Below are 25,376 nucleotides of genomic sequence, written 5' to 3'. Positions count from 1 at the left end.
AACCACTTGTCGCTCCCCCACCCTCACGGGCGGAGGAGCTGCACTCTACCGAAGACCACTCTCCGCCCCCGGAGGGGCGGAGTCGAACTCCGTCAGAATCCAGCGTCCGGAATTCTCGCGAATGCCGGTAGCGCTGGGGTACCAGGACTCGAACCTAGACTAACTGAACCAGAATCAGTCGGGCTGCCAATTACCCCATACCCCATTGGCCCCTTGCGGTGCCGGGAGTGAACTTTACCCTCCCAGTGCCGGCAGGCCAAATCGGATCCCCCCGAAACGCCTGTGAGCTGCGGAAACGGGGGTATCCAACGGATCAGACGACGGGCACCACCGGGTTGGTGAGCTCGCCGATGCCCTCGATCCGCACGGTGACCGTATCCCCCTCGACGAGCGGGCTAACCCCGGCCGGAGTGCCGGTGAGAACGACGTCGCCGGGCAGCAGAGTCATCACGTGCGAGATGTACGACACCAGGCCCACCACGTCGAAGACCATGTCCTTCGTGCGGCCGAGCTGGCGTACCTCCATCTCCTCCGGATTGCGGCCGACCTCACACCGGATCTCCAGGTCGGAGACGTCCAGGCCGGTGGTGATCCACGGACCGATCGGGCAGAACGAGTCGAAGCCCTTGGCCCGGGTCCACTGCCCGTCGGAGCGCTGGAGGTCCCGAGCGGTGACGTCGTTGGCGCAGGTGTAGCCGAAGATGGCGCGTTCGGCGGCGGCCCGGTCGGCGCGGCGCGCGCCCGGCGCCCCGATCACGACCGCCAGCTCCGCCTCGTGCTCGACCTGCTTCGAGAAGATCGGCAGTCGGATGGCGTCCCGGGGGCCGATCACCGAGGTGGACGGCTTGAGGAAGAGCAGCGGCTCCTTGGGCACGTCGTTGCCGAGTTCGGCGGCGTGGTCGGCGTAGTTGCGACCGACGCAAACGACCTTGCTGGGCAGGATCGGCGAGAGGAGTCGGACGTCGGAGAGGGCCCAGCGGGCCCCGCTGAAGGTGAGGTTGCCGAACGGGTGGCCCTCGATCTCGGCGATGGTCAGGCCCTGCGGCCCGGCCTCCGGTTCGCCTTCGACGGCTCCGAACGACATTCCCTTGGCATGGGCGAAACGAGCGATACGCACCCGGCCAATCTAGCCCCGCCGACCCCTCCACCGGCCAGGACCGGCCGTCAGGTGTGCGCAACCCGTCAGCGCGCGGCACCCTACCGGAGCAGGAGGTGACCGGGGTGGGGTTCCCGACTTCGTACCCGCACGGAGGCGGCTCGCCCCTAGCGTCGGCTCCGGAGGTTCGTTCGTATGCCTGCATCGACACGACACCACAGAGCCCTCGCAGTGTTCGTCCACTGCCTCGGCATCCTCGCCGCCGTGCCAGCCCTGCCGGCGGCGGCGCCGGAAGCGTCGGCGGCGCCGCGGCCACCGGCCGCGACAGCCACCTCGCGGCCACCGGCCGCGACAGCCACCTCGCGACCACCGGCCACGACGACCCGGCCGCCGGACGCCACCGCACGACCACCGGGCGGCGCGACTCCACCGAGCGCCGGGCCGGCCGGGGTGCCGGCGGTCGCGCCGGCGCAGAGCACGCACCCGCCGGTCGCGGTGGTCGCGCGGGGGTCCGCCGAGCCCACCCCACCGTCGGCGCCACCGGCGGTGGCGCCGCCGGCGCGGGCACCGGCGTCGGCGCCCCCGCAGCAGGTCACGGTGGCGGTCGCGCCGGAGACCAGCCCCGCACCGAGGTACCGGATCCAGGTACGCAACGTGGGCAACGCCCCGGTGGACACCACCGTGCGGCAGGAGCTGCCGCCCGGGTCGTCGCCGACCGCGATCAGCGCCGGCGGCCGGTCCACCCAGGCGAGCGGGTCCACCACCGAGGTGACGTGGCGGTTGCGACTGCCGGCACACAGCAGCACCACGCTGGGCACCGCGCTCGCCACGACCGCGCCCGGCCAGCCACTGACCGCGCCGGCCTGCGCGTTCACGAGTGACGGCACCCGGCCGTACGACTGCGCCACGGCTACCTGGAACGCGGCGGCGGCACCGGCGGCCGAGATCGACCAGGCGCCGCCCTGGCGTCGGTACCCGGTGCTACTCGCCGGACTGGCGGTCCTGCTGCTGATCAGCGCCGCCCTGGTGTGGGTGTGGCGACGTCGGCGCGCGGGCCGGGTCACGGCCAGCGCGCTTGCCGGCCGGGGCGGACCCGACGGTGGTCGCGGAACGATCTATCCGCGCCCGGCAGCCCCGGGTACGGCGGGGCGGCGGCGTACCCCGCCGGTCTGGTTGGTGGTGGGCGCGGCCGTGGCGGTCCTCGCCGGCATCGTCGGCACCGCCGGCTGGACGGCGACCCGGCAGGTCTCGGCGATCGACACGCAGAAGCAGCCCACCAGCGGCGCGTGGACGGGCACCGGTGTCACCGGGCCGGTGGGGGTTCCCCTTCGCGAGTCGGCGTTCGAGTTCACCGTGTACCGGATGTCGTGCGGCGCGCCCGGGAAGGCCGACGGCGGGGGTGCCGCACCGGCCAACGGTCGGCGCTGTCAGGCCACCGTGGGTGTGCGCAACGTCACCGGTGACCACCAACCGTGGCACGGCCAACTGCAACGGGCGTACCTGCCCGGCGGGCGCTGGGTGAGCACCGACGAGTCGGCCACCCGGGCGGCCAACCTGGGTCGGGACGTCTTCGCCGACCCGATGGCCGCGGGCAGTCGGACGGTGCTGCCGCTTGTCTTCACCGTCGACGGGCGCGATCCGCCGCAGCAGCTGGAGCTGCGCAGCGGGGTGTTCTCCGCGGGTGTGCGGGTGCACATGCCCTGACCGGGCGCGCGGGCGGCGGTCGTACCCTGGGGTGCGTGACCGCCGCCCTCGCCCCCGCCGTGCTCGACGTGGCGCGGTGGCAGGCCTGCCGGCGCGCCCACGAGGAGCGGGTGGACGTCTGGTTGACCCCGCACCTGGCCCGCCGGCGGCGCGGCGAGCGGCACCCGGTGGCCGACCTGCGTAAGCGCAACTCAGGCACCTCTCAGAGGTGGGGGGTATGCAAGCGACACGAAGCGGACAACAAGGGCCCGAACCGTTGAGCAGCACCCCCGTCACAAGCTGGCTCCCACTGTTGGAAGCCCACGAGAAGCGCACGGACTCCCTCACCGCAGGCCACCGCGCCCGCAAGGCCACGAGGGAACGCCACGCGATCGATGACTTCTTGTACGACTACTACGGCACCAGGCCCTCCGTGCTCCGACGCTGGCACCCGGGCGTGGGCATCTCCTTGGAGCCCGGACCGAACGGCCCCGCCCCACACCGACAGTGGCGTTGGTACGCCACTGACGCGGACGGAGTCGTGAGCTTCGACGTCACAGCGTTCCTCGCCGACCGGGGCGAGTCAGTGCGCTTTATCCATCGACTGTTGTCCGCGATCGCGTCGCGACCAGCCTTCACTGGCTGCTTCGGCCTGCATGAGTGGGCAATGGTGTACCGCCAACGTGAACATCGGCATCCACTCCCCCTGCGACTTGGGCAAGTGGGAACTGACGCGGTAGTCGAGTCTCACCAGATCCGCTGCACGCACTTCGATGCGTTCCGGTTCTTCACCCCTGATGCGGTCAGCCTCAACCGGCTCCAACCAACGAGGGAGAGCCAGGTAGAGCTTGACCAGCCGGGCTGCTTGCACGCCTCGATGGACTGCCACAAGTGGGCAACCAAGCTGGGACCTGCGGTTCCAGGGGAGCTGGCGCTCGACTGCTTCGAGTTGGCGAGGGACATCCGGCTACTCGACATGCAGGCATCCCCGTACGACTTCTCCTCGTACGGGGAACCGGCAGTAGCCATCGAGACTCCTGAGGGCAAGGCCGAGTACGTCGCGCGGCAGCGCGAGTTCTCGCAGCGTGCGGGCCATCTGCGTTCCCGACTGATCGATGTCTGCGCGGCCTTGCTCTACCCAAGTGGAGCCAGCGGCACGGGTGGGGGTATGACCCCCTGAAGGGCTTCACCCGTACCGCCATGTGTTAGCAGCTGTCATCTTGCCCCGGTTCCCGGGCCGATCAGATGGGCCGCACCCCCCTTGAGCTGCGCCGACGCCACCGGACCGGCTGCTGTAACCCACCCTGAGACCAACAGACGCCCGTCTCGGCGTGGCCGCAGCCGTTCACGCGGTTGTCAGGTGGGCGATCACACGGTCCAGCACGGCGCGGGCGGAGTACGCCGCCGCGCAGCGCGGGTTCGCCGAGCGGGCCGCCGTGCTGCGCGACCGACTGCTCGCCGCCGTCGCGGGCTGATCGAGGGCTCGGCTCACCCGGCCGTGCGGGTACGCAGACCATCGACGAGCAGGTCGACCACTGCCGACAGGTCGTCGTCGAGCCCGGGCCCGGTCCACTCGGTGCGGTGTGCCGGGTGGTGGAACCGCGCGGTGGCCTGGAGCAGCGCCCGCCCGGCCACCGCCGCGTCGGGCACGCTGAACTCACCGGCCGCCACCCCGTCCGCGACGATCAGGCTGAGCTGACCGGCGAGCACCTCCAGGTGGTTGGCGACGGCACCCTCGGAGAGCGTGGCGAGCTGGTGGAAGTTGTCGAACAGCTCCGGGTCCTCCCGGGCCATCCGGCGTTTGGTGCCGCTCAGCTCGGCCAGCCACCGACGCAGCCGTTGGGCGGCCGGCTCGGGCCCGGCGCCCACCTCGATCAGCGGGGTGGAGACCCGGGCCAGCCAGCGTTCGGCGACCGCCTCGCGCAGGGCGGCCTTGCTGGCGAAGTGCCGGTAGACGCTGCCGTGGCTGACGCCCAGCGCACGCGCGACGTCCAGGACGGTGGCCTTCGCCGGCCCGTACCGGCGCAGCACCTCCTCGGCGGTGTCGAGGATGCGGTCAGCGGTCAGGACGGTGGCGTCGCTCATCAGGCCAGCCTCCCTGACCGCGCCGGCAACCGTGGCGCGGCCCCCGGACCGGCGGTCGCGCCACGGTCCGCGGTCATGCGCGCTCGCTGTCCAGGAAGGCCATCTGCGCCTCGTCGTAACGGGAGCCGGCCGCCGCGCCGGCCGGGACGGCGGCTTCGATGGCGGCCAGGTCCGCCTCGGTCAGGGTGACGGTCGCGGCGCCCAGCGCCTCGGTGAGCCGTTCCCGGGTGCGGGCGCCGATCAGCGGGACGATCGTCGCGCCGCGCGACAGCACCCAGGCGATGGCGATCTGCGCCACGGTGACGCCGCGCGCCTCGGCGATGGCGCGTAGCGCATCCACCAGGGCGAGGTTGCGGTCCAGGTTCGCGCCGGCGAACCGGGGCAGGTGGCTGCGGAAGTCGATGCCCGCGGTCTGCCGGCCGGCCTGCCAGTGGCCACTGATCAGGCCGCGGGAGAGCACACCGTACGCGGTGATCGCCACGCCCAGCTCGCGGGCCGTCGGCAGGATCGCGGCCTCCGGGTCGCGGGAGATCAGGGAGTACTCGATCTGCAGGTCGCTGATCGGGTGCACCGCGTGCGCCCGGCGCAGCGTCTCCGCGCTCACCTCGGACAGGCCGATGTGCCGGACGTGGCCGGCCTTGACCAGCTCGGCGAGGGTGCCCACCACCTCCTCCACCGGGACGTCCGGGGCGAGCCGGGCGGGTCGGTAGATGTCCACGTGGTCGGTGCCGAGCCGGCGCAGGGTGTACGCCAGGAAGTTCTTGATCGCGACCGGCCGGACGTCGTTGCCGTTCCAGCCGCCCTCGGCGTCGCGAAGCGCGCCGAATTTGACGCTGATCACCGCGTTGTCCCGATGACGGCCGCGCAGCGCGTCGCGCAGCAGCATCTCGTTGTGGCCCATGCCGTAGAAGTCGCCGGTGTCCAGCAGGGTGATGCCGGCGTCCAGGGCCGCGTGGATGGTGGCGATGCTCTCGGCCTCGTCGGCGGCGCCGTAGAGGTCGGACATGCCCATCAGGCCGAGCCCGAGGGTGGAGACGGTGGGCCCGGTGGTGCCGAGGGAGCGGGTGTCCATGGGGTGTCCTCTCATCGTGAATGCCCGACAACCGTACGTCATCTGACTGACAGATTCCAGTTTCTGTTATTCGGGAGCCTCCGCACCGATCGTTGCGTGTCCCGTCGGCGGTGCCGCTTATCGTGTTAGCTTGCTTTTTATGATTACCGGTGCACGTTCACTAATGCTCCTTGCCGGTCTTCTGACGATCGGCATAACAGTGTCCGAAACTGCGTCCGTGAGTGCGGCGATCGGCGGCACAGCGTTCGACAAACCAGCAGTTCGTGGCGCGCCGGTCGCGTTTGGGCCATTCGGCCCATCAACCTGCATTCCAGGAAATGTGTGGCGGGAAGCCCGGCCGGACGATCACGTCTGCGTGGACACGAAGACCCGACAATTCGTGAAATTGGACAACCGGAACCCCAACCAGTTCCGCAAACCGGCCGACAAGACCTACGGGCCCGACACCTGCCAGCAGGGGTTCGTGTGGCGCGAGGCGACGCCCCGGGACCACCTCTGCGTCGCACCGCAGGTACGCGAGGCGCACAAGAAGCTCACCGAAAGCGCGTCCAACCGATGGGTCGCCACCGTTTCGAAGCGCGGCGAGACAACATCGGTGCCATTCGTCCTATTCGACTACACCGGACGGCTGCACAGCGCCTACAGCGGCCGGGACAATCTGGCCGTCGACGGAGCAGACATGAAAGTGCAACCGGATTTGAACCGGCCGACGCAGCGGTTCAAATTTCTGCGTCGAGGCGGACGGGTCGCCTACCAGAACGCCTTCCAAATCATGGACGTCGCCAGCAGAAAATGCCTGAGCGTCCGGGAGGCCTCGACGGGGAACGGGGCAGGGCTGGGGCTGGAGAGCTGCGGCTGGCGCCCGAGCCAGACCTGGCACCTCCAGCGCCGCGCAGACGACAAGTGGGAGCTGCGGGCCGGGCACAGCGACAAGTGCCTCGACGCCGCCAACTCCGCCCTGACGGCACCGGCGCCCGGTGCCTTCGTGCAGCAGTGGGAGTGCATCGGCGGCCAGAACCAGGCCTGGTCCCTCACCGGCTGACTCCGCACCGCTCGGGAATGTCGGGGGGCGCGGCTGATCAGTCGTCGTCGGCGCGGCGGTCGCGTTTGCGCTGGGACTGGCGCTTCTTCTCGGCCAGCCTGCGCTCCTTGGCCCCACGGGACGGGCGGGTCGCCCGGCGGGGCGGCGGTGGGGGTGCGGCAGCCTCCCGCAGCAGCGCGGTCATGCGTTCGCGGGCCGCCTCCCGATTGGCCAGCTGGGCCCGGTGCTCGCTGGCGGCGATCGTCAGTACCCCGTCGACCAGGCGATTGGCCAGCCGAGCGAGTGCCCGTGACCGCAGCCACTCGGGCACGGCCGGCGAGTTGGCCACGTCGTAGCTCAGCTCGACCCGGGAGTCCGCGGTGTTCACACCCTGCCCACCCGGCCCCGACGAGCGGGAGAAGCGCTCCCGCAGCTCCCCGGCGGGAACGATCCACCGATCAGTCACCCGCAGTCCGTCGTCCACGCCCCGAGGCTAGCCCCACCCGCACGCGCGACCGGCCGCGATCTTGCACTTTCTGTCCCGACATCGGGAACATTGCAGACATTTCGACGACAGAAAGTGCAAGATCGCCGCGGTCTGGGGCGGTGCGGCGCGCGGCCTGGGGTGTGACGTTATCGGTTTGGGGGCTTGGGTTGCGGTGTTGACTGGGTGGGTGCCGGGCCGGCGGCTTCCTCATCGGAGCCGACCGCCGCGTACGCCACCGCGCCGAAGAGCAGCAGCGCGATCACCCCGGCCTTCACGGCGGCCCCACGGATCAGCGACCAGGCGCCTCGACGGGCGCCCGGCACCGACTTCCGGACCGTCTGGTAGTCGTTCCACCCGCGTCGTGCCCGGGCGTACGCCGACCCCACCGCACATCCGATGACCAGGCCCACCAGCAGGAGGACCGCGAGAAGAGGACGCTCCACCTCCGCCAGTATCCATACCGACAGTAATATTTCCATGGCCCGATGCCGCCCGGCCGGATATCCGACACACTGCCGGGCCGTCGGCCGTCCGCGCAGGTCAGCCGCCCTTGCCGATGATCGTGTCGGCGGTCTGCTGCACCTGGTCGATCGGGATGGCGAACCCGATGCCGATCGAGCCGCTCCCGTCGATGGTGGCGATGGCGGTGTTGACCCCGACCACCTCCCCACGGGCGTTGACGAGTGGCCCACCCGAGTTGCCGGGGTTGATGGACGCGTCGGTCTGCACCGCGCGGTGCCGGTTGTTGCCCAGCCGCACCTCGCGGTCCAACGCGCTGACGATTCCCGCGGTGACAGTTCCGGCCAGACCGAGTGGCGAGCCCACCGCGAGCACCGGTTCGCCGACACGTGTCGCACCCGGCTTGGCCATGGGCAACGGGGTGAGTCCGGCCGCCGCCGGCACCTTCAGCACCGCCAGGTCGCTGCGCGGCTCCCGGCCCACCACCTCGGCGGCGAACCGGCGCCCGTCGGGCAGCTCGACGGTGACCGGCCCGCCGCCACCCTTGGCCAGGATGTGATCGTTGGTGATCAGGTGCTGCTGGTCGTCCACCGCGAAGCCCGAGCCGGTCGCGGACCCGGCCGACGTGCCGCCGGCCAGCACCGACACCACCCCGGGTACGGTCCGCTCGGCCGCGGTGACCAGTTCGGCCGGCACCGGGGCGGCGGACGCGGCAGCGGGGCCGGGAGTCCCGTCCCGGGCGGCGACCACGCCACCGGCGACGGCGCCCGAGACGGCGGAGAGCGCCACCACGGCCAGCGCGGCGAGCAGCCGTCGAGGCCTGCGCCCGCCCGGGTCACGCTCGGGCGTGTCCCACCACCCGCGCCCGTCCCGGTCGAGTTCCGGTGAGATGAACCAGGGACCGCGCGGTTCGCCCAGTCCGGTCTGTACTGCCATGCGTACTCCTCACGGTCGACGACTGTGGTGCGCGGCGGTCAGGGCAGGCGGGAGAACCAGCGCAGCGAGCCGGCGGCGGCGCCCATCGCGAAGACAAGTCCCAGGCCGATGAACCGCGCCGAGACGTCCTGCCGCTCCGTGCGGTAACCGACCGAGCTGCCGATGTCGTCGTAGACGGCCTTCAGCTCGTCGGTGGTGCTGGCCTCGTGGAACATCCCGCCGGTCTCCTCGGCGACCGCCTTGAGGGTCTGCCCGTCGACCGGCACCTGGATGGGCCGTCCGCCGCGGTCGACGAACCCGGACGGGGTCCCGAAGGAGATGGCGTGCACCGGCACCTCCGCCGTCACCGCCTCCGCCGCCGCTTCCATCGGGTCCATTCCGGAGGTGTTGGCGCCGTCGGAGAGCAGGATGATCCGGGCCGGTGGCGTCTCCTTCGCGGCCTCGCTGTCCAGGCTCTTGACCGCGCCGAGGGACGTGTTGATGGCCTCCCCGATCGCGGTGCCCTGCACGCCGGTGATTCCCTCGGCGAGCCGGCCGATCCCCTCGTCGAGGGCGTCGCGGTCGGTGCCCGGCGGCACCAGCACGGCCGCGCTGCCGGCGAACGCGACGAGACCCACGTTGAACTCGTCGGGCAGGCCCTCGACGAACCGTCGGGCCGCCTGCTTCGCCGCGGCCAACCGGTCCGGTTCCACGTCGGTGGCGAGCATCGACGTGGACACGTCCACCGCGACCATCACCGTGGCCCGCTCCCGGGGCACCTGGACCTCGGCGCTGGGGCGGGCGAACCCGACGACCAGCAGGGCCAGCATGGCCAGGAAGAGCCCGGCCGGTACGTGCCGACGCCAGGCGGGCCGCTCCGGCGCCACCCGGTCCAGCAGCCGCAGGTTCGTGAAGCGGACCGCGTAGCGGCTGCGCCCGCGCTGCATCAGCAGGTACGCGCCGACGAGGGCGAGCACCCCGAGCAGCAGCCAGAGTCGCAGCGGCGACTGCCAGGTCACGCGATACCTCCCCGTGCCGGGCCGACCGGCGCGGCGGCCAGTCGACGTTGGGCGTGCACGTGCCGGACGATGTCCGCGCTCCAGTCCCCGTCGGTGCGCAGGGGCAGGTGGGTGGCCCCGCTGCGGCGCAACGACTCGTGGATCTGATCGCGCTGGACGACGGCCGCCTCGGCGTAGCGTTCGCGCAGCCGGCGGTCCGATGTGCACACCTCGCGGCGACGACCGGTCTCCGGGTCGACGAGCGTGATCAGCCCGACGTCCGGTAGCTCCAGCTCACGCGGGTCGGTGACCTCGATCGCCAGCACCTGGTGCCGGACGGCCAGCCGGCGCAGCGTGCGTTCCCAGGGCGCCGGTTGGCGAGGGTCGTCGGGCAGTCCGTCGAGGAAGTCGGAGACCACCACGACCAGGCCACGTCGGTTGGCGATCCGGTGCAGCGCGTCGAGACCGTCGGCCAGATCCGGTGACCTCCACCCCGGTCGGTCGCCGGGCGAGGTGGGACGTGGGGCGGCGAGCAGCGTGCGGAGCAGGGCGAGCAGATGGGTACGTCCGCTGCGGGCCGGAAAGCGGCGTACCCCGTCGGCACGCAGCACCTGGGCGCCGAGGCGGTTGCCGACGCCCGCGGTCAGGAAGCCGACCGCCGCGACCGCGGCCACGGCCAGCTCCCGCTTGTCCAGCTCGGCGGTCCCGAACTCCATGCTGGCGCTGCCGTCGACGAGCAGCCAGGTGGTCAGTTCCCGGTCGGCGTCGACCTGGCGGACGTGCGGCACGGCGGTGCGGGCCGTGACCGCCCAGTCCATTCTGCGGACCTCGTCCTCGCCCGGCCGGTACTCGCGGCTGCCGGCGGGTTCACTGCCCGGTCCGGGCAGCAGGCCGCGGTACTGGCCGTGCAGCAACCCGTTGAGCCGGCGCGTGACGGTCAGCTCCAGGCGACGTACCCGCTGGTCCGGGGACAGCTCGGCCAGGCCCGGGTCAGCCGGCGCGATGGTCGCTCGTCTCATGCCGCCGCCAGATCCGGCGTCTGCTGTGGGTGACCGGTGGCCAGCCGGGGCGGTGGCACCGCCTCGACCAGTCGGCGCACCAGGCTCTCGGCCGACACCCCGTCGGCCACCGCGTCGAAGGAGAGCACCAGCCGGTGGGCGAGGACGTCGACGGCCAGGTCACGGACGTCCTCGGGCAGCACGTACTCCCGCCCCCGCAGCAGGGCCTGGGCCCGAGCGGCGGCGACCAGGCCCAGGGTGGCCCGCGGGCTGGCGCCGTACGCCAACAGCGGGGCGATCTCCGGCAACCCGAAGCGGCCGGGGTCACGGGTGGCGAGGATCAGCCGCACCACGTACTCGGCCAACGCGTGGTGGACGAACACCCTCTCGGCGTGGGCCTGGAGGGCCCGCAGTCGTTGCGCGTCGAGCACCGGACGCGGGCTCGGCCGGTCGGTGCTCATCCGGTAGAGGATGGCCAGTTCGTCGGCGTCGCTGGGATAGTCGACAACCACCTTCATCAGGAACCGGTCGCGCTGCGCCTCCGGGAGTTGGTAGACACCCTCGGACTCGATCGGGTTCTGGGTGGCCAGCACCAGGAACGGTTGCGGGACCGGCCAACTGCGCCCGCCGATGGAGACCTGCCGTTCGGCCATCGCCTCCAGCAGGGCCGACTGCACCTTGGCCGGGGCGCGGTTGATCTCGTCGGCCAGCACCAGGTTGGCCATGATCGGGCCCAGTTCGATGTCGAAGGTCTCCTTGGAGGCCCGGTAGATCCGGGTGCCGACGATGTCGGAGGGGACCAGGTCCGGGGTGAACTGGATCCGGGAGAAGGTGCCGCCGACGACCGTCGCGAGGGTCTGCGCGGCCAGGGTCTTGGCCACCCCGGGTACGCCCTCCAGGAGGCAGTGCCCATTGGCGATCAGTGCGGTGAGCAGGCGTTGGACGAGCCGATCCTGCCCGACGATCACGCGTTTGACCTCGAAGAGGGTCTGTTCCAGCTCGACGCCGGTCGGCTCGGGATCGACCGAGGTGGGCATGCTGGCCAGGGTGTCCGAGATGTCCGTCACGGTGCTTGCTTCCCGGGGCGGGGCCTCGGCAAACGTCGGATTGTGCGGCCCGGACCGGCCCGGAGTGGCCGGAACGGGGATGAGTCGCACGCAAGTGTGACGATCGGCGCGAGCCGCCGCGAGAACGTCTGATTCGACTCGATTTTCCGGAAACCGGGCCGTCCACCTACCCAGGACACCCCGACTTCCCGGACGTCGAGTCGATCAGGCCCAAGCACGGTGGCGAGCCGCCCTCCGCGGCCGGGGCGGTGCGCGGGTGACAGCACACGTCCGCCCCGCGCGAGGCGCGGGTGCCCGGGCCCCGCGCACACGGCACGGTCGCACAAGCCCCGCGCACGGGTGACAGCACGCGGCCCCCGCGCACAGGGCGCGGGGGCCGGGTGTCGATCGGTCAGGGTGTGTGGGTGAGCAGGGTGAAGCCCCGGTCGGTCGGCGTTCCCGCCGAGTTGCGGGTCTCGATGTAGACCGCGTTGGGCGTGCTCAGCCGCGGGGCGACCCCGACCTCACCACCCGGAGGGATGCAGCAGGAGTCGTGTCGGGAGATGGTGGCCAGGAAGGCGCCCGCCGACACGTTGTAGCCGAACTGCACCTCGTACTGGCCGGGGCCGTACTTGATCACGGTGCCGGTGCCGCGCGCCTTGGTGCCGTTGGCGTTGACGACTGTGAACCAGGTGGCGGCGGCCATCGTGGTGACCCCGCCGGCCTTCAGCGCGGCCTTCGCCGAGCGTGCGGACTCGGCGGTGACCGGCGGCTGGCTGTTCGTTTCACGTGCCGCCGGCTTGACGGCTGCCTGCGGCGCCTTCGCCGACGGCTGGGCGACGGCGATCCCCCCACCGACCAGAGTGAGCGCCAGGACAGCGAACGTGACGGCTGCCGCCTTGCGTCGGAAGGAAATTTCCATGACAGGTCCCCCTTGTGTGACCGTGCGAATTCGGCCGACCCGCGGGGCGGGACGGATGACTGCCCATGAATAGGCGGACGACGACACTGGGGTGCCGGGAAACCTCACTCACTGACAACCGGTGAGATTGATTTCGGAACTATCTACATCCCATCTGAGCTGGGATTACTACTCAGAGTTGCGTCGCTTGAGTCAGATGGAACGTAGCATCGGAAAAAGCCGAACGTCAATAGTTGATCTCACTTTATCGACTTGTCAGTCAGCCGTCAGATAATAGTGAAATATGAACGCATCGCCATTCACGAAACGGTTTCGGCGGACCCACTAGGATCACCGTCATGATCGTCGACGGGCCGCCCACGCCCACGCCCACGCCCGCAGCACGGTGGTACCGCTCGGCTCGGTTCGGCACGGTGCTCTGCTGGCTGACGGTCGCGCCGACCGCCCTCTGGGCCGCCGTCCGGCTTGTCGGCCTGGACCGAGGGCCGTTGGTGCAGGCGCTCGCCTTCACGCCGTACATCGCGGGATTCAGCGTGCTGCCGCTGGCCCTCGCGCTCGCCCTGCGGCGCTGGTGGCCGGCGGCGGTCGCGGCCCTGACGGCGCTGGCGTTGCTCGGCGTGGTCGCACCTCGGGCGCTGGACGCCCGGCAGCCGGAAGCGGCCGGGCCGACAGTGCGACTACTCACCGCCAACCTGCTCGCCGGCTCCGGCGACGCGGGGACGCTTGTCGAGCTGGTCCGGCGGCACGGGGTGGACGTGCTCACCGTGCAGGAGTTCACGCCCGAGGCGCAGACCGCGCTGGATCAGGCAGGCCTCGACCGGCTGCTGCCACACCGGCAGCTCAACCCGGCGATCGGCACGCCCGGCTCCGGGGTCTACTCGCGGTGGCCGCTGAGCGACGTCGGCCTCCGGCACAACCTCAACGGCTGGGGCTTCACCCAGGCGTACGCGACGGTGGCCGTCCCCGGCGCACCCCCGGTACGGGTCGAGTCGGCCCACCCCTCGGCCCCGTACGCGCTGGACCAGGTCGGCAACTGGCGTGCCGACCTGACCGCGCAACCTCCGGCCACCCCGGACGGTGGCCTGCAGATCCTCGCCGGGGACTTCAACGCCACTCTCGACCACGGCCCACTACGCGCCCTGCTGCGCACCGGCTACGTGGACGCCGCCGACGCCGCCGGAGAGGGCCTGACCGGCACCTGGGGCCCGTACGACGGTGACCTCATCCCACCCGTCACCATCGACCACGTCCTGGTGGACCACCGCATCGCGGTTCGCTCGGTACGGGTGCTCGCCCTGCCCGGCAGCGACCACCGCCCCGTCCTGGCCACCGTAACCCTCCCCCGCCCTCGCGATCTTGCACTTCCTGTCCCGACATAAGTGGCAAACGCCGCACATCAACAACACAAAGTGCAAGATCGCGAGGGTGTTGGCGGGGTGGGGTGGGGTTAGACCGTGGTGGGGGCTAGGCCGTAGGTGAGGGCGTCGATCAGGGCGTGCCAGCTGGCCTCGACCACGTTGGGGTGCACACCTACAGTGGTCCAGTCCCGGCCAGTGCCGTCGGCCGTTTCCAGCAGCACGCGGGTCACCGCGCCGGTGCCGTGGCTGCCCTCCAGGATGCGCACCTTGTAGTCGGCCAGCTCGAAGCTGCGCAGCTGCGGATAGTGCCGGGCCAGCCCCACCCGCAGCGCCTCGTCGAGCGCGTTGACCGGGCCGTTGCCCTCGGCGGTGGCGATCACCCGCTCACCGCGTACCCGGATCTTGACGGTCGCCTCGGAGACCACCGAGCCGTCCTCGCGATGCTCGACGAGCACCCGGTACGACTCCAGGGTGAACGGTCGAGCCGGGCTGCCCTCCGGCAACTCGGAGCGGACCAGCAGCTCGAAGGAGGCGTCCGCGGCCTCGAAGGACCAGCCGCCGGCCTCCAACTCCTTGACCCGCTTGGTGACCCGGGTCAACGCCTCCGGACTGCCGCCCAGGTCCAGACCCAGTTCACGACTCTTCAGCTCGACGCTGGCCCGGCCGGCCATCTCGGTCACCAGGATCCGCATGTCGTTGCCCACCACCGACGGGTCCACGTGGTTGTAGAGCAACGGGTCGACCTTTATCGCGCTCGCGTGCAGCCCCGCCTTGTGGGCGAAGGCGGCGGCCCCGGCGTACGCCTGGTGGGTGTCGGGGGCGATGTTGGCGATCTCGGCGATGGCATGCGAGACCCGCACCATCTGCGCCAGGCAGCCCTCCGGTAGGACCGGCATGCCCAGCTTGAGTTGGAGGTTGGCGACGACCGCGAAGATGTCGGCGTTGCCGGGGCGTTCGCCGTACCCGTTGGCGGTGCCCTGGACGTGGCGCACGCCCGCCTCCACGGCGGCGATCGTGTTGGCCACCGCGCAGGAGGTGTCGTTCTGCGCGTGCATGCCGAGCAGCCCGGCGTCGATCCCCAGCTTGTCGGTCAGATCACCGATCACGGCGCTCACCTGGGACGGCAGCATGCCGCCGTTGGTGTCACAGAGCACCATTCGCTCCGCGCCGGCGGCCAGCGCGGTCTGCACCACGGCAGCGCCGTACGCGGGGTCGTGCCGGTAGCCGTCGAAGAAGTGCTCGCCGTCGACGAAGACCCGCCGGCCCTCGCGGACCAGGTGGCTGACGGTGTCGTGGATCATCGCCAGGTTCTCCGCGCCGGTGGTGCGCAGCGCCCGCTCGACGTGCCGGGTGTCGGCCTTGGCGACAAGCGCCACCGCCGGGGTCTGCGCGTCCAGCAGGGCACGCACCTGGGGGTCGTCGGCAACCGCGACACCTGCCTTGCGGGTGGCGCCGAACGCGACGAGCACGGCGTGGCGCAGGTCCAACTCGGTGCGCGCCCGACGGAAGAACTCGGTGTCCTTGGGCACCGCGCCCGGCCAGCCGCCCTCGATGAAGCCGACGCCGAACTCGTCGAGCAACCGGGCCACCGCCAGCTTGTCGACCACCGAGTAGGTGAGCCCCTCGCGCTGGGCGCCGTCGCGCAAGGTCGTGTCGAAGACCTGGAACGTCATCAGGATTCCTTTCTCGGAGCAACAAAAAGACCTCCCGCGGGTGCGGGAGGTCTGCGCGCTCGGCGGAGGGGAGGGCCGGCGCGCTAGGTCGCAATAATCAGGGAGGTGTTGCTCACGGTCGCCACTCTGCCACTCACCCCCGAATGTGGGAAGAACAATCCATATATCGGGACCACCACGGAGGGTGTCGCACGCTGGCCACCCTGCCGGCTCGGCCCGAACCGCCGCCGGTGATCGGCTTCACACGCCCCCAGGCCGCCCACCGGCCACAACAGTGGTGCGGAAGCATCTGGAACGGATCAAGTTACGGCCACCGTGCCGCCTAGAAGGAGGACCTGTGCTCACTGTCGGTGACGCCGACTCGGTCGGCCGCAACGTCTCCGAGGTGCTGCGGGTGCTCGACGCGCTGCAGACCGACGAGCTGTGCCCGTGCAACTGGAACAAGGGCGGCGACCCCCTCGACGCCGACGCGCTCCTCGCCGCCGCCGGAGTCTGAGCATGGGTCTGGACGCGGTCAAGGCGGCCCTGCCCGAGTACGCCAAGGACATCAGGCTCAACCTGGGCTCCACGCTCGGCACCTCGACGCTGACCCCGGTGCAGACCTGGGGCACCGCGCTGGCCTGCGCGGTCGCCGCTCGTAACCCGGTGGCGCTGCGGGAGATCGCGGCCGAGGCGCTCGGGCACCTCGGGCCGGAGGGTGTCGAGGCGGCGAAGGGCGCCGCCGCGATCATGGCGATGAACAACATCTACTACCGGGCCAAGCACCTCATCGGCGACGAGCAGTACGCCTCGATGCCCGCCCGCCTGCGGATGCAGATCATCGCGCGGCCCGGCGTGGACAAGGGCGACTTCGAGCTCTGGTGCCTCGCCGTGTCGGCGATCACCGGCTGCGGTATGTGCCTGGAGTCGCACGAGAAGACGCTGCGGGCCAGCGGCTTCACCCGCGAGCAGGTGCACGAGGCCCTGCGGATCTCGGCAGTGGTGCACGCCGCGGCGGTCACCCTGGACGCCGAGGCCGCCCTGGCCTGAGCAGGCACGCCCCCGACGGGCCGGCACCGCACCTTGCGGCGTCGGCCCGTCGCCGCACCCGCGACCGTGGCCGCACCCACGGCCCGTCGCCGCACCCACGGCCCTCGGCCGCTCGCCGTTTCCGGTCCCCGGTCGCCGGGTAGCTCCTGCGGGGACGACGAACCCGCCTACGCCGAGACGATCGGCGACAGTCAGGAGTGAACGGCATGGACAGGATCGATCCGCACGCCACCCACGCCGGGCCGGACCCGCTGCGCGGCGGTGACCAGGGCGTTGTGGCCGGGGGCGCGCCAGCCGGCACGTTCGACCCCTGGCGGTACCGGGATCAGACCGGGGTGGCCGACGTCGACCTGGTCGGCTACAAGGTCGAGGCCAGCGACGGTGGAGTCGGCAAGATCGACAGTGCCAGCCACGAGGTGGGCGGCAGCTACCTGGTGGTGGACACCGGCACCTGGATCTTCGGCAAGAAGGTGATGCTTCCGGCCGGCACCGTCAACCAGGTGGACCACGACCAGCGCACCGTCTCCGTCGACCGGACCCGGGACCAGATCAAGGCCGCTCCGGAGTACGACGAGAGCAGCCACAGCGACCCGAGCTACCGGGATCAGCTGGGCGGCTACTACGACGAGACGTACGGGGCCCTCCCGCCGGGCACGGCCCGGTGACTGTTCGACCCGACGGCCGGTGGGGTGTTTCCCCACCGGCCGTTACCGTGTGAACGTGGACGCCATCGACGACAATCACCAGACCACACTGCCCGCCACCTTCAACTTCCGCGACGTCGGTGGCTATCTCGGCCACGGCGACCGACCCGTACGCCGGGGCCGGCTGTTCCGGTCCGACTCGCTGCACCGCCTCACCGAGCAGGACCGGGACGCGTTCGCCGCGATCGGCATCCGCACCGTCATCGACCTGCGCCGCCCCACCGAGGTGCAGCGAGACGGGCGGGTGCCGGCATATCAGGGGCTCACCTACCGCAACATCCACCCGGAGCACGCCGACTGGGCGAACGTGCCGCACGAGGAGGGTGCCAGCCTGGCCCGTTACCTCGCGGACCGGTACGCCGACCTGGCCCAGACCGGCACCGCCGGGCTGGGCGAGGCGGTGGGGCTGATCGCCGACTCCGCGAATGCCCCCGTGGTCGTGCACTGCGTCGCCGGCAAGGACCGCACCGGCATCGTCTGTGCGCTGACCCTCGCCGTGCTCGGCGTCGACGACGCGGACATCACGGCGGACTATGCGCTCAGCAGCGAGGCGTCGGCCCGCTACAGTGCCTGGCTGGCCTCGATCAACCCGGAGGGCGTGGACGTGCCGGCGCCGTTCCTGGCCTCGCCCGCCGAGGCGATGCAGCTCTTCCTCGACGAGCTCCGCGAGGGGCACGGCTCGGTCGAGGCGTACCTGCGGCATGCCGGGGTGACCGACGAGCAGCTCGCCGCCCTCCGTGACCACCTGCTCGACGAGCCGACCGGGGCGTAGGGCCGGGCCGACCACCCGGGTCCGGCCGCGCCGGCCCGTCCGATCGGGACGGGCCGGCGCGGGGCACGACGCTCAGAGGACCCGCTGCACCCAGCCGTACTCGTCGGCCGCGTTGCCGCGCTGGATGCCCACCAACTGCTCGCGCAGGCTCATGGTGACCCGGCCGGGCTCGCCGCCACCGATCAGGAACTCGCCGTCCGGGAAGCGGACCCCACCGATCGGGGTGATCACCGCGGCGGTGCCGCAGGCGAACACCTCCCTCAGGCGTCCGCTCGCCGAGTCGGCCTGCCAGTCGGCGAAGCTGACCGGCCGCTCCTCGACCCGGTGCCCGGCCGCCCCGGCCAGCGTGAGGATCGCGTCGCGGGTGATGCCCGGCAGGATCGTGCCGGTCAGCGGCGGGGTGACGATCGAGTCGTCGTCGTAGACGAAGAAGACGTTCATGCCGCCCAGCTCGTCCACGAACCGGCGCTCCACCGCGTCCAGGAAGACGACCTGGTCGCAGCCCGCCTCGATCGCCTCGGCCTGGGCGGCCAGCGACGTCGCGTAGTTGCCGCCGCACTTGGCCGCGCCGGTGCCGCCGGGCGCGGCCCGGGTGTAGTCCGGCGAGACCCAGACGGTGACCGGCTTGACCCCGCCGGTGAAGTACGCGCCGACAGGTGAGGCGATCACCATGTAGAGGTATTCGTTGGCCGGGCGGACGCCGAGGAAGACCTCGCTGGCGAACATGAACGGCCTCAGGTAGAGGCTGCCGTCCGGACCGGTGGGGATCCACTCCTGGTCGATCTCGATGAGCTTGTGCAGCGAGTCGACGAAGACCTCCGGCGGCAGCGCCGGCATCGCCATCCGCTGCGCCGAAGCGACGAACCGGGCCGCGTTGGCGTCCGGCCGGAACATCGTCACGCCGCCGTCGGCCGTGCGGTAGGCCTTCAATCCCTCGAAGATCTCCTGCGCGTAGTGCAGCACCGCGCTGGCCGGGTCCATCGGAATCGGGCCGCGGGCCTCCACCCGGGCGTCGTACCAACCCTTGCCCTCGGCGTACCGGATGGTGACCATGTGGTCGGTGAAGACGCGGCCGAACCCGGGGTTGGCCAGCAGCGAGGCCCGGTCGGCGGCGGATACCGGCGCGGGATTCGGACGGATCTCGAAGTCGAGCATGTCACCACCGCTCATCGCGCTGACCTCCCTGCGGGACAACGGCATGCGGGACCGCACACCGAATTGGCTGTGCCAGAAACTTACCCGAACGGCCGTTCAGCGGGTAGCGCCGCTCGGGCGAGACGGTGCGACCCGGCCGAGCCGAGGCCGGGCCGGTCGCTGGGTGGGGCCGGGGCGGTCAGGCTACGGCGTGGGCGGCGAGACGATCGCCGACCTCTTCGGTACGCAGCGTCACGCCCGGAGTGCGGCTGGCCAGCTCGGCGGCGACCGCCGCGTTGACCCGGGCCGCGGACTCGGTGTGCCCGAGTTGCTCGAGCAGTAATGCGGCGGAGAGCACGGCGGCGACCGGGTCGGCGATGCCTCGCCCGGCGATGTCCGGCGCGGAGCCGTGTACCGGCTCGAACATCGAGGGGTACGCCCCCTCGGGGTTGATGCAGCCGCTGGCCGCCAGCCCGATCCCACCGGTGACGGCGGCGGCGATGTCGGTGAGGATGTCGCCGAAGAGGTTGTCGGTGACCACCACGTCGTAGCGCTGCGGCTGGGTGACCAGGAACATCGCGGCGGCGTCGACGTGCTGGTACTCGGTGGCGATGTCCGGGTGCTCGGCGGCGACCACGTCGAAGGTGCGTGACCAGAGCGACCCGGCGTGGGTGAGCACGTTCGTCTTGTGCACCAGGGTGACCTTGCGCCGCTCCCGGCGCGCGGCGCGGGCGAACGCGTCCCGGATCACCCGTTCCACGCCGTGCCGGGTGTTCAGGCTCTCCTCCGTGGCGACCTCGGCGGGGGTGTCGCGGTGCAGCGAGCCACCGGCCCCGGCGTAGAGGCCCTCGGTGCCCTCGCGGACGACCACGAGGTCGACCTCGCCCGGCTTGACGTTGCCCAGCGGGCCAGCGACCCCGGGCCAGAGCCGGGACGGGCGCAGATTGACGTACTGGTCGAACGCGAACCGGAGCTTGAGCAGCAGCCCCCGCTCCAGCACACCCGGCGGAACCGTCGGGTCACCGACCGCGCCGAGCAGGATCGCGTCGTGCCCGGCCAACTCGGTGAGCACCGAGTCGGGCAGCACCTCTCCGGTACGGTGCCAGCGGGCCGCGCCGAGGTCGTACTCGGTGGCCTGCACGTCCGGCAGCACCGCGTCGAGGACCTTGCGCGCCTGCGCGACAACCTCGGGCCCGATGCCGTCTCCGGCCACCACCGCGATCCGCGCCACGACCGCACTCCTCTGCTCAACGGTTCCGTCTCGGCAACGGTACGTCGCTGTCCCGCCTCCCGGTACGGGACGTCCACAATATGAGAAAACATGATGCACAGCAGCCTCTCAGCTGGGACTCATGAGCCGGTCATGTCCGCTGCCTACGGTGTGGTCAGCGGGTCACGGGGGCCTGCTGACAGTTGGGTCGCGACGACGCGGCGCCGAGTGCGAGGGGGCAGATGCGATGCGCATCGACGAGCAGCCGCGGACCCGCTGGCCGGATCCGTCGGCGTTCCGCAACCGTCGTCCGGACCTCCGACTCGGCAGCCGCCGGAACCGGATCGACCCGGCCGGCGCCACCGAGGGCCGGATCGCGGTGCAGCACACCGTGCGCACCGCGACCGCCGAATACACGCTTCTCCTCAACGCACCCGAGTGGCTCGGCCGCCGGGGCGTGGGCGAGGCGTTGCGGGACAGCGTCGCCGAACTGCGCGCCATCGACCTCACCTACGGCCCCAACCGGCCGGAGAGCCTGGTCTCCCGGCTGCGTCGGGGTGAGATCAGCCCCGACTCGTACGCGCCGCTCGCCGACCTGGTGGACCGCTGCGCGGCCATGCGCGCGGCCACCGACGGATGGTTCGACGCCTGGGCCGTGCCCGGCGGCTTCGATCCCGGGGGCCTGCTCAACGGCTGGGCGGTGGAACGGGCCGCCGAGCGGCTTCGCGCCGCCGGCATCCACGACTACGCCGTACTCGCCGGCGCCGACCTCGTCGTCCGCGGCCGCGCGCCGCACGGTGGGCCCTGGCGGGTCGCGGTGCACCACCCCACCGCGCCCGAGCGCGCACCGCTGGTGCTGGAGATGACCACCGGCGCGGTCGGCACCTCCGGGGTGACCGGGCGGCAGGGGCACGTGGTGGACCCGCACACCGGTGAGCCCGCGGATCAGCTCGTCGCCGCCACGGTTGTGGGCCCCGACCTGACGATCGCCGACGCCTACGCCACCGCGTTGTACGCCGCCGGCCCCACCGGCCTGGCCTGGTTTCGCGGCAACTCCAACTATCGGGCGCTCTTCGCCCACCGGCGCTGACTGTTGCGATCGGCCCCCACGCTCTCGGCAACGACCGTGGGGGCCGATCAGCGACGAGTGCGCGTGGCTCGCGCAATCGAGGGGTGCGGACCGGTCGCGCCGGATGCCGACCGCGCCACCCGAAGACGGGCCGGCGCCTCGAACTCGGCCAGTGACCGCAGTACGTACGCTAGCGAATCGACGCAACTCGCCGCAAGAGTCTCTACACCGGACCGTCGTGACGGGAGACTCCGGGCCCACTTGTTGACCGGCGGCGAGGCAGTTTCGACATGGTGAACGGCGGATGGCACGCTATCCGCCGTGAGTTTCGATCTGAGCGTGTGGGCCCTGGAGGACGGGGCGACGCCCGAGGACGTGCGGACAGCGGTAAACGGTTGCCGGCAGGGGCGACACGTGGACCGTTACCCGGACCCGCGGGTGGTCAGCTTCTACCGGGCGATCACCGCCTCCTATCCGGACCGTCACCCCGGCGCGAACAGCCCGTGGGCGGTGGCACCGCTGCACGCCGCCCACGACCATGTCGAGCTGAACCTGCACCCGACCTGTGCGGACCAGGTGCTGCTGGACATCGAGAGGTTGGCCGGGGAGCACGGGCTGATGCTCTTCGACCCGCAGGACGGCTCGGTCTACCCGCCGCCGGCACGCCTGCCCGGCTGACCCACCGGCGGCACGCACGGGAAATGACGAGGGGCCCGGCGAATCGCCAGGCCCCCCACGGTGTTTGTCGGCTGTTACTCGTCGCGCAGGTCGGCGGCGCTGGCCGCGGTGGCGCCGATCGACTCGGCGGCCGAGGTGAGCAGGTCGGCGCCGAGCGCCTGGTCGACGGTGAGCGTCATCAGCGTCTCGCCGCCCGCCTCACGCCGGGCCACCTGCATGGCGGCGATGTTGATGCCCGACTCGCCGAGCAGGGTGCCGACCGTGCCGACGACACCGGGCCGGTCGGCGTAGCGCAGGAAGAGCAGGATGCCCTCCGCGCCGATCTCCACGTCGAAGCCGTCCACCTCGGTCAGCTTGAGCACGTCACGAGCACCCGAGTGGGTGACGGTGCCGGAGACACTCACCGTCCGGCCGTCCGGCAGCGCGCCGCGTACGGTGACGAGCGTGGGCTGCTCGGCCGTCTCGGCCAGGGTCGCCAGGGTGACCTCGACGCCCCGCTCCGCGGCCAGGTGCGGCGCGTTGACGTAGGTGACCTGCTCCTCGACGACCGAGCTGAACAGGCCCTTCGTCGCGGCGAGCTTGAGCACCGACACGTCGTGCGCGACGATCTCGCCGCGAACCTCGACGGTGACGCTCGCGGCGATGCCACCGGCGACAGCCGTGAACGCCCGGCCGAGCTTCTCGGCCAGCGGCAGCAGCGGCCGCACGTCCTCGGCGACCACGCCGCCGGCCTGCACGTTCACCGCGTCCGGCACGAACTCGCCCTGCAACGCGAGCTTGACGCTCTTCGCCACGGCGAGACCGGCCTTGTCCTGCGCCTCGTTCGTGGAGGCGCCCAGGTGCGGGGTGGCCACCACGTTGTCGAAGGCGAACAGCGGCGAGGAGGTGCACGGCTCCTTGCTGTACACGTCGACACCGGCACCGGCGACCCGGCCCTCGGCGATGGCGTTCGCGAGCGCCTGCTCGTCGACGAGGCCACCACGGGCGGCGTTGACGATGCGGACGCCGGGCTTGACGATCGCCAGCTCCTTCTCACCGATCAGGCCCACCGTCTCCGGCGTCTTCGGCAGGTGGATGGAGATGAAGTCGCTCTCCCGCAGCAGCTCCTCCAACCCGACCAGGCGTACGCCGAGCTGCGCCGCGCGGGCCGGCTGGATGTACGGGTCGTACGCGATCAGCCGGGTGCCGAACGCGGCGATGCGCTGCGCGAAGAGCACCCCGATGCGACCGAGCCCGACCACGCCGACGGTCTTGCCCTGCACCTCGACGCCCGTGTACTTGGACCGCTTCCACTCCCCCGCCTTGAGCGCGGCACTGGCGCTGGCGGTGTTCCGGGCGACGGCGAGCAACAGCGCGACGGCCTGCTCGGCGGCGGAGACGATGTTGGAGGTGGGCGCGTTGACGACCATCACGCCCCGCGCGGTGGCGGCGGCCACCTCGACGTTGTCCAGCCCGACGCCCGCCCGGGCGACCACCTTGAGTCGCGGCGCGGCGGCGACCGCCTCCGCGTCGATCTGGGTCGCGCTGCGCACGATGACGGCGTCGGCCTCGGAGAGCGCCGAGAGCAGGGCCGGACGGTCGGTGCCGTCGACGTGCCGGACGTCGAAGTCGTGGGCGAGCACCTCGATGGCGGCGGGGGCGAGTTCTTCGGCGATCAGTACGACAGGAGTCATCGGTCCTCGTAGAGGTCGTGTTTGCGATCGGCGCGGGCGGCCGGGCGCCGCACTGCGCCCTGCGCTGATCCGTGCCGTGGCCGTCAGGTGCCGGCTGCTGCACCTACAGGCGATCGTAGGGGCCTGGCTGGGCGGCGTGTTCCGGTCTGCGGGGTGAGGGCCCTCACACGCCCGGTCGAGCGCCGGACATCGGCCGTTCACCGCACCGACACGGTTGCTCGCACCCGCTACAACCGGATGCACACCCCTGCGGGAGGATCCGCTCTTGCTGCTCGCCGTACGCGTCACGCTGCTCCGACGGCTGGCCCGCGTCGATCTCACGCGGTTCGGTCCGAAGCTGGCCGAGGCGTTGGTCACCCGGTCCCAACAGGTGAAAATCCTCCGCAGCGTCGTGTCCCGGCGCACCGCCGCCGCGGACGAGGCGGTCGCGCTCTACCGACGGCTGGTCCAGGATCGGCGGGGCCGGCACGAGGTGGGGCTCGCGCGGGCGCTCGTCGCGCAGGGTTCGATCCCGGACGACCGCACCATCGCATCCGCGCTTGCGCTGGGTCGGGAGGCGATCGGGTACGTCGAGGACGCGACCGACCGGGACGGCCTCGTCGTCCTGGCCACGGCGCGGCTGACGGTGGCCACCCAACTCTGCCCCGACGCACCCCGGGACGCGCTGCCGCTTGCCGAGCAGGCCCGGGAGACCTGGCTACGGTGCGCGCCGCTCGACGCTCGTGAGCGGACGGCGCTGGCCCAGTCCCTCACCGTGCAGGGTTACTGCCGGGCGGTGCTGGGCGAGCCGGCCGAGGCACTCGCCGTCCGGGAGGAGGCGGTCAAGCTGTTTCGGCAGTTCCCCTTCTGGATACAGGCGAAATATTGGCCCGCGCGACTCGAAGCGGTGACCGGGCTCGCGGACTCCCTCGCCACCCATCGCCGATGGGCCGAAGCTCTGACACTGACCAGGGACGCCCGCGGGGACCTGACCTTCCTGAGTCGTATTGAGCCACTGCGGGCCCGCCCGACGCTCGGCGAACTGATGTTCGTGATCGCCAGGTGCCACCTGGGGCTTGGCGAACAGGACGCGGCCGTGGCGGCTGCCGAGGAGGCGGTCGGGCACTACCGCTGGCTGGCCGAACACGACCTCGTTCGATATCACAGCCGTCTGGTCGTCGCGCTGCGCACGCTCGCCGGCACTCTCAAGGCCCTCGGGCTCTACGAGAAGGCCGCCCGGGCAGCCGATGAGGCCGAGGCGCGGGAGAGCCGCTGACGCGGGGCGCCACGGCCAGCGGCCGGCGATCCGCGCCGG

At 71.5% G+C, this 25,376-nt stretch carries 27 protein-coding genes and 1 tRNA gene; 13 read left to right on the top strand and 15 right to left on the bottom strand.

Annotation, left to right across the window (positions count from 1 at the left end):
- Nucleotides 1-133: 133 nt before the first annotated feature.
- Nucleotides 134-205: transfer RNA gene (locus ACLQ29_RS26865), tRNA-Gln, on the bottom strand.
- 108 nt (nt 206-313) lie between these two features.
- Entirely contained in the window at nt 314-1,117 is an 804-nt protein-coding gene (locus tag ACLQ29_RS26860) for a fumarylacetoacetate hydrolase family protein (RefSeq protein ID WP_425774230.1), read from the bottom strand.
- 174 nt (nt 1,118-1,291) lie between these two features.
- Between ACLQ29_RS26860 and ACLQ29_RS26855 the strand changes: the two genes are divergently transcribed.
- The 4 genes from ACLQ29_RS26855 (at nt 1,292) to ACLQ29_RS26840 (ending at nt 4,254) form a co-directional block, all read left to right on the top strand.
- Entirely contained in the window at nt 1,292-2,800 is a 1,509-nt protein-coding gene (locus ACLQ29_RS26855) for a hypothetical protein (RefSeq protein WP_425774229.1), read from the top strand.
- Between the two features lie 35 nt (nt 2,801-2,835).
- Entirely contained in the window at nt 2,836-3,060 is a 225-nt protein-coding gene (locus tag ACLQ29_RS26850; protein WP_425774228.1) for a hypothetical protein, read from the top strand.
- The gene (locus ACLQ29_RS26845; RefSeq protein ID WP_425774227.1) at nt 3,018-3,959 is read left to right on the top strand and encodes a 3-methyladenine DNA glycosylase; all 942 of its coding nucleotides are present in this window, start codon (nt 3,018-3,020) and stop codon (nt 3,957-3,959) included. The genes ACLQ29_RS26850 and ACLQ29_RS26845 overlap by 43 nt, the downstream gene beginning before the upstream one ends.
- A gap of 151 nt (nt 3,960-4,110) precedes the next feature.
- Complete coding sequence (locus ACLQ29_RS26840; RefSeq protein ID WP_425774226.1) at nt 4,111-4,254, top strand: hypothetical protein; 144 nt, start codon at nt 4,111-4,113, stop codon at nt 4,252-4,254.
- 13 nt (nt 4,255-4,267) lie between these two features.
- Here the strand turns inward: ACLQ29_RS26840 and ACLQ29_RS26835 are convergent, their stop codons facing one another.
- Both ACLQ29_RS26835 and ACLQ29_RS26830 read right to left on the bottom strand, forming a co-directional pair.
- On the bottom strand, nt 4,268-4,864 hold the full coding sequence (locus tag ACLQ29_RS26835) for a TetR family transcriptional regulator (protein ID WP_425774225.1): 597 nt from the start codon (nt 4,862-4,864) through the stop codon (nt 4,268-4,270).
- 73 nt (nt 4,865-4,937) lie between these two features.
- Nucleotides 4,938-5,936 (bottom strand): aldo/keto reductase, encoded by a 999-nt coding sequence (locus tag ACLQ29_RS26830; protein WP_425774224.1) that lies wholly within the window; start codon nt 5,934-5,936, stop codon nt 4,938-4,940.
- Nucleotides 5,937-6,153: 217 nt separating this feature from the next.
- Between ACLQ29_RS26830 and ACLQ29_RS26825 the strand changes: the two genes are divergently transcribed.
- A complete protein-coding gene (locus ACLQ29_RS26825) occupies nt 6,154-6,978 on the top strand; it encodes an RICIN domain-containing protein (RefSeq protein WP_425774223.1) in 825 nt (274 codons plus the stop codon).
- 37 nt (nt 6,979-7,015) lie between these two features.
- Here ACLQ29_RS26825 and arfB read toward each other — a convergent pair whose 3' ends face one another.
- The 7 genes from arfB to ACLQ29_RS26790 form a co-directional block, all read right to left on the bottom strand.
- Nucleotides 7,016-7,441 (bottom strand): alternative ribosome rescue aminoacyl-tRNA hydrolase ArfB, encoded by a 426-nt coding sequence (gene arfB, locus ACLQ29_RS26820; RefSeq protein ID WP_425774222.1) that lies wholly within the window; start codon nt 7,439-7,441, stop codon nt 7,016-7,018.
- Between the two features lie 149 nt (nt 7,442-7,590).
- Nucleotides 7,591-7,887 carry a hypothetical protein gene (locus tag ACLQ29_RS26815; RefSeq protein WP_425774221.1) on the bottom strand — a complete coding sequence of 99 codons (297 nt, stop codon included), beginning with the start codon at nt 7,885-7,887 and terminating at the stop codon, nt 7,591-7,593.
- A gap of 97 nt (nt 7,888-7,984) precedes the next feature.
- Complete coding sequence (locus tag ACLQ29_RS26810; RefSeq protein WP_425774220.1) at nt 7,985-8,839, bottom strand: S1C family serine protease; 855 nt, start codon at nt 8,837-8,839, stop codon at nt 7,985-7,987.
- A gap of 38 nt (nt 8,840-8,877) precedes the next feature.
- Entirely contained in the window at nt 8,878-9,837 is a 960-nt protein-coding gene (locus ACLQ29_RS26805; protein ID WP_393372792.1) for a VWA domain-containing protein, read from the bottom strand.
- A complete protein-coding gene (locus ACLQ29_RS26800; protein ID WP_425774219.1) occupies nt 9,834-10,835 on the bottom strand; it encodes a DUF58 domain-containing protein in 1,002 nt (333 codons plus the stop codon). Before ACLQ29_RS26800 ends, ACLQ29_RS26805 begins: the two co-directional genes overlap by 4 nt.
- Nucleotides 10,832-11,881, bottom strand: a complete 1,050-nt coding sequence (locus tag ACLQ29_RS26795; protein ID WP_425774218.1) for an AAA family ATPase — start codon at nt 11,879-11,881, stop codon at nt 10,832-10,834. Before ACLQ29_RS26795 ends, ACLQ29_RS26800 begins: the two co-directional genes overlap by 4 nt.
- A gap of 391 nt (nt 11,882-12,272) precedes the next feature.
- Nucleotides 12,273-12,782, bottom strand: a complete 510-nt coding sequence (locus ACLQ29_RS26790; RefSeq protein ID WP_425774217.1) for a hypothetical protein — start codon at nt 12,780-12,782, stop codon at nt 12,273-12,275.
- A 413-nt stretch (nt 12,783-13,195) separates the two neighbouring features.
- On the opposite strand from ACLQ29_RS26790, the gene ACLQ29_RS26785 reads away from it, so the two are divergent.
- Nucleotides 13,196-14,161, top strand: coding sequence for an endonuclease/exonuclease/phosphatase family protein (locus tag ACLQ29_RS26785; protein ID WP_425774324.1), 966 nt, complete (start codon nt 13,196-13,198; stop codon nt 14,159-14,161).
- 68 nt (nt 14,162-14,229) lie between these two features.
- Here the strand turns inward: ACLQ29_RS26785 and cimA are convergent, their stop codons facing one another.
- Nucleotides 14,230-15,813 (bottom strand): citramalate synthase, encoded by a 1,584-nt coding sequence (gene cimA / locus ACLQ29_RS26780; RefSeq protein ID WP_425774216.1) that lies wholly within the window; start codon nt 15,811-15,813, stop codon nt 14,230-14,232.
- A gap of 337 nt (nt 15,814-16,150) precedes the next feature.
- On the opposite strand from cimA, the gene ACLQ29_RS26775 reads away from it, so the two are divergent.
- The 4 genes from ACLQ29_RS26775 (at nt 16,151) to ACLQ29_RS26760 (ending at nt 18,318) form a co-directional block, all read left to right on the top strand.
- Nucleotides 16,151-16,309, top strand: coding sequence for a hypothetical protein (locus ACLQ29_RS26775; RefSeq protein WP_425774215.1), 159 nt, complete (start codon nt 16,151-16,153; stop codon nt 16,307-16,309).
- 2 nt (nt 16,310-16,311) lie between these two features.
- Nucleotides 16,312-16,842, top strand: a complete 531-nt coding sequence (locus tag ACLQ29_RS26770) for a carboxymuconolactone decarboxylase family protein (protein ID WP_425774214.1) — start codon at nt 16,312-16,314, stop codon at nt 16,840-16,842.
- A 206-nt stretch (nt 16,843-17,048) separates the two neighbouring features.
- On the top strand, nt 17,049-17,507 hold the full coding sequence (locus ACLQ29_RS26765; protein ID WP_425774213.1) for a PRC-barrel domain containing protein: 459 nt from the start codon (nt 17,049-17,051) through the stop codon (nt 17,505-17,507).
- Nucleotides 17,508-17,562: 55 nt separating this feature from the next.
- Nucleotides 17,563-18,318, top strand: coding sequence for a tyrosine-protein phosphatase (locus tag ACLQ29_RS26760; RefSeq protein ID WP_425774212.1), 756 nt, complete (start codon nt 17,563-17,565; stop codon nt 18,316-18,318).
- Nucleotides 18,319-18,390: 72 nt separating this feature from the next.
- On the opposite strand, the gene ACLQ29_RS26755 is transcribed toward ACLQ29_RS26760, so the two are convergent.
- Both ACLQ29_RS26755 and ACLQ29_RS26750 read right to left on the bottom strand, forming a co-directional pair.
- Nucleotides 18,391-19,488 carry a branched-chain amino acid aminotransferase gene (locus ACLQ29_RS26755; protein WP_425774211.1) on the bottom strand — a complete coding sequence of 366 codons (1,098 nt, stop codon included), beginning with the start codon at nt 19,486-19,488 and terminating at the stop codon, nt 18,391-18,393.
- Nucleotides 19,489-19,651: 163 nt separating this feature from the next.
- Nucleotides 19,652-20,683, bottom strand: a complete 1,032-nt coding sequence (locus tag ACLQ29_RS26750; protein WP_393372764.1) for a 3-isopropylmalate dehydrogenase — start codon at nt 20,681-20,683, stop codon at nt 19,652-19,654.
- Nucleotides 20,684-20,909: 226 nt separating this feature from the next.
- Between ACLQ29_RS26750 and ACLQ29_RS26745 the strand changes: the two genes are divergently transcribed.
- A complete protein-coding gene (locus tag ACLQ29_RS26745; protein ID WP_425774210.1) occupies nt 20,910-21,752 on the top strand; it encodes an FAD:protein FMN transferase in 843 nt (280 codons plus the stop codon).
- A 300-nt stretch (nt 21,753-22,052) separates the two neighbouring features.
- Nucleotides 22,053-22,409, top strand: a complete 357-nt coding sequence (locus ACLQ29_RS26740) for a hypothetical protein (protein WP_393372759.1) — start codon at nt 22,053-22,055, stop codon at nt 22,407-22,409.
- A 74-nt stretch (nt 22,410-22,483) separates the two neighbouring features.
- Here the strand turns inward: ACLQ29_RS26740 and serA are convergent, their stop codons facing one another.
- Nucleotides 22,484-24,082: a phosphoglycerate dehydrogenase gene (gene serA, locus ACLQ29_RS26735; RefSeq protein ID WP_393372756.1), complete on the bottom strand. Its 1,599-nt coding sequence runs from the start codon at nt 24,080-24,082 to the stop codon at nt 22,484-22,486.
- Between the two features lie 265 nt (nt 24,083-24,347).
- On the opposite strand from serA, the gene ACLQ29_RS26730 reads away from it, so the two are divergent.
- On the top strand, nt 24,348-25,337 hold the full coding sequence (locus tag ACLQ29_RS26730) for a hypothetical protein (RefSeq protein ID WP_425774209.1): 990 nt from the start codon (nt 24,348-24,350) through the stop codon (nt 25,335-25,337).
- The last annotated feature ends 39 nt before the right edge of the window (nt 25,338-25,376 follow it).

Source organism: Micromonospora sp. DT228 (assembly GCF_049841595.1).
Classification (GTDB): Bacteria; Actinomycetota; Actinomycetes; order Mycobacteriales; family Micromonosporaceae; genus Micromonospora.
This window is presented reverse-complemented; position numbering and strand designations above follow the sequence as displayed.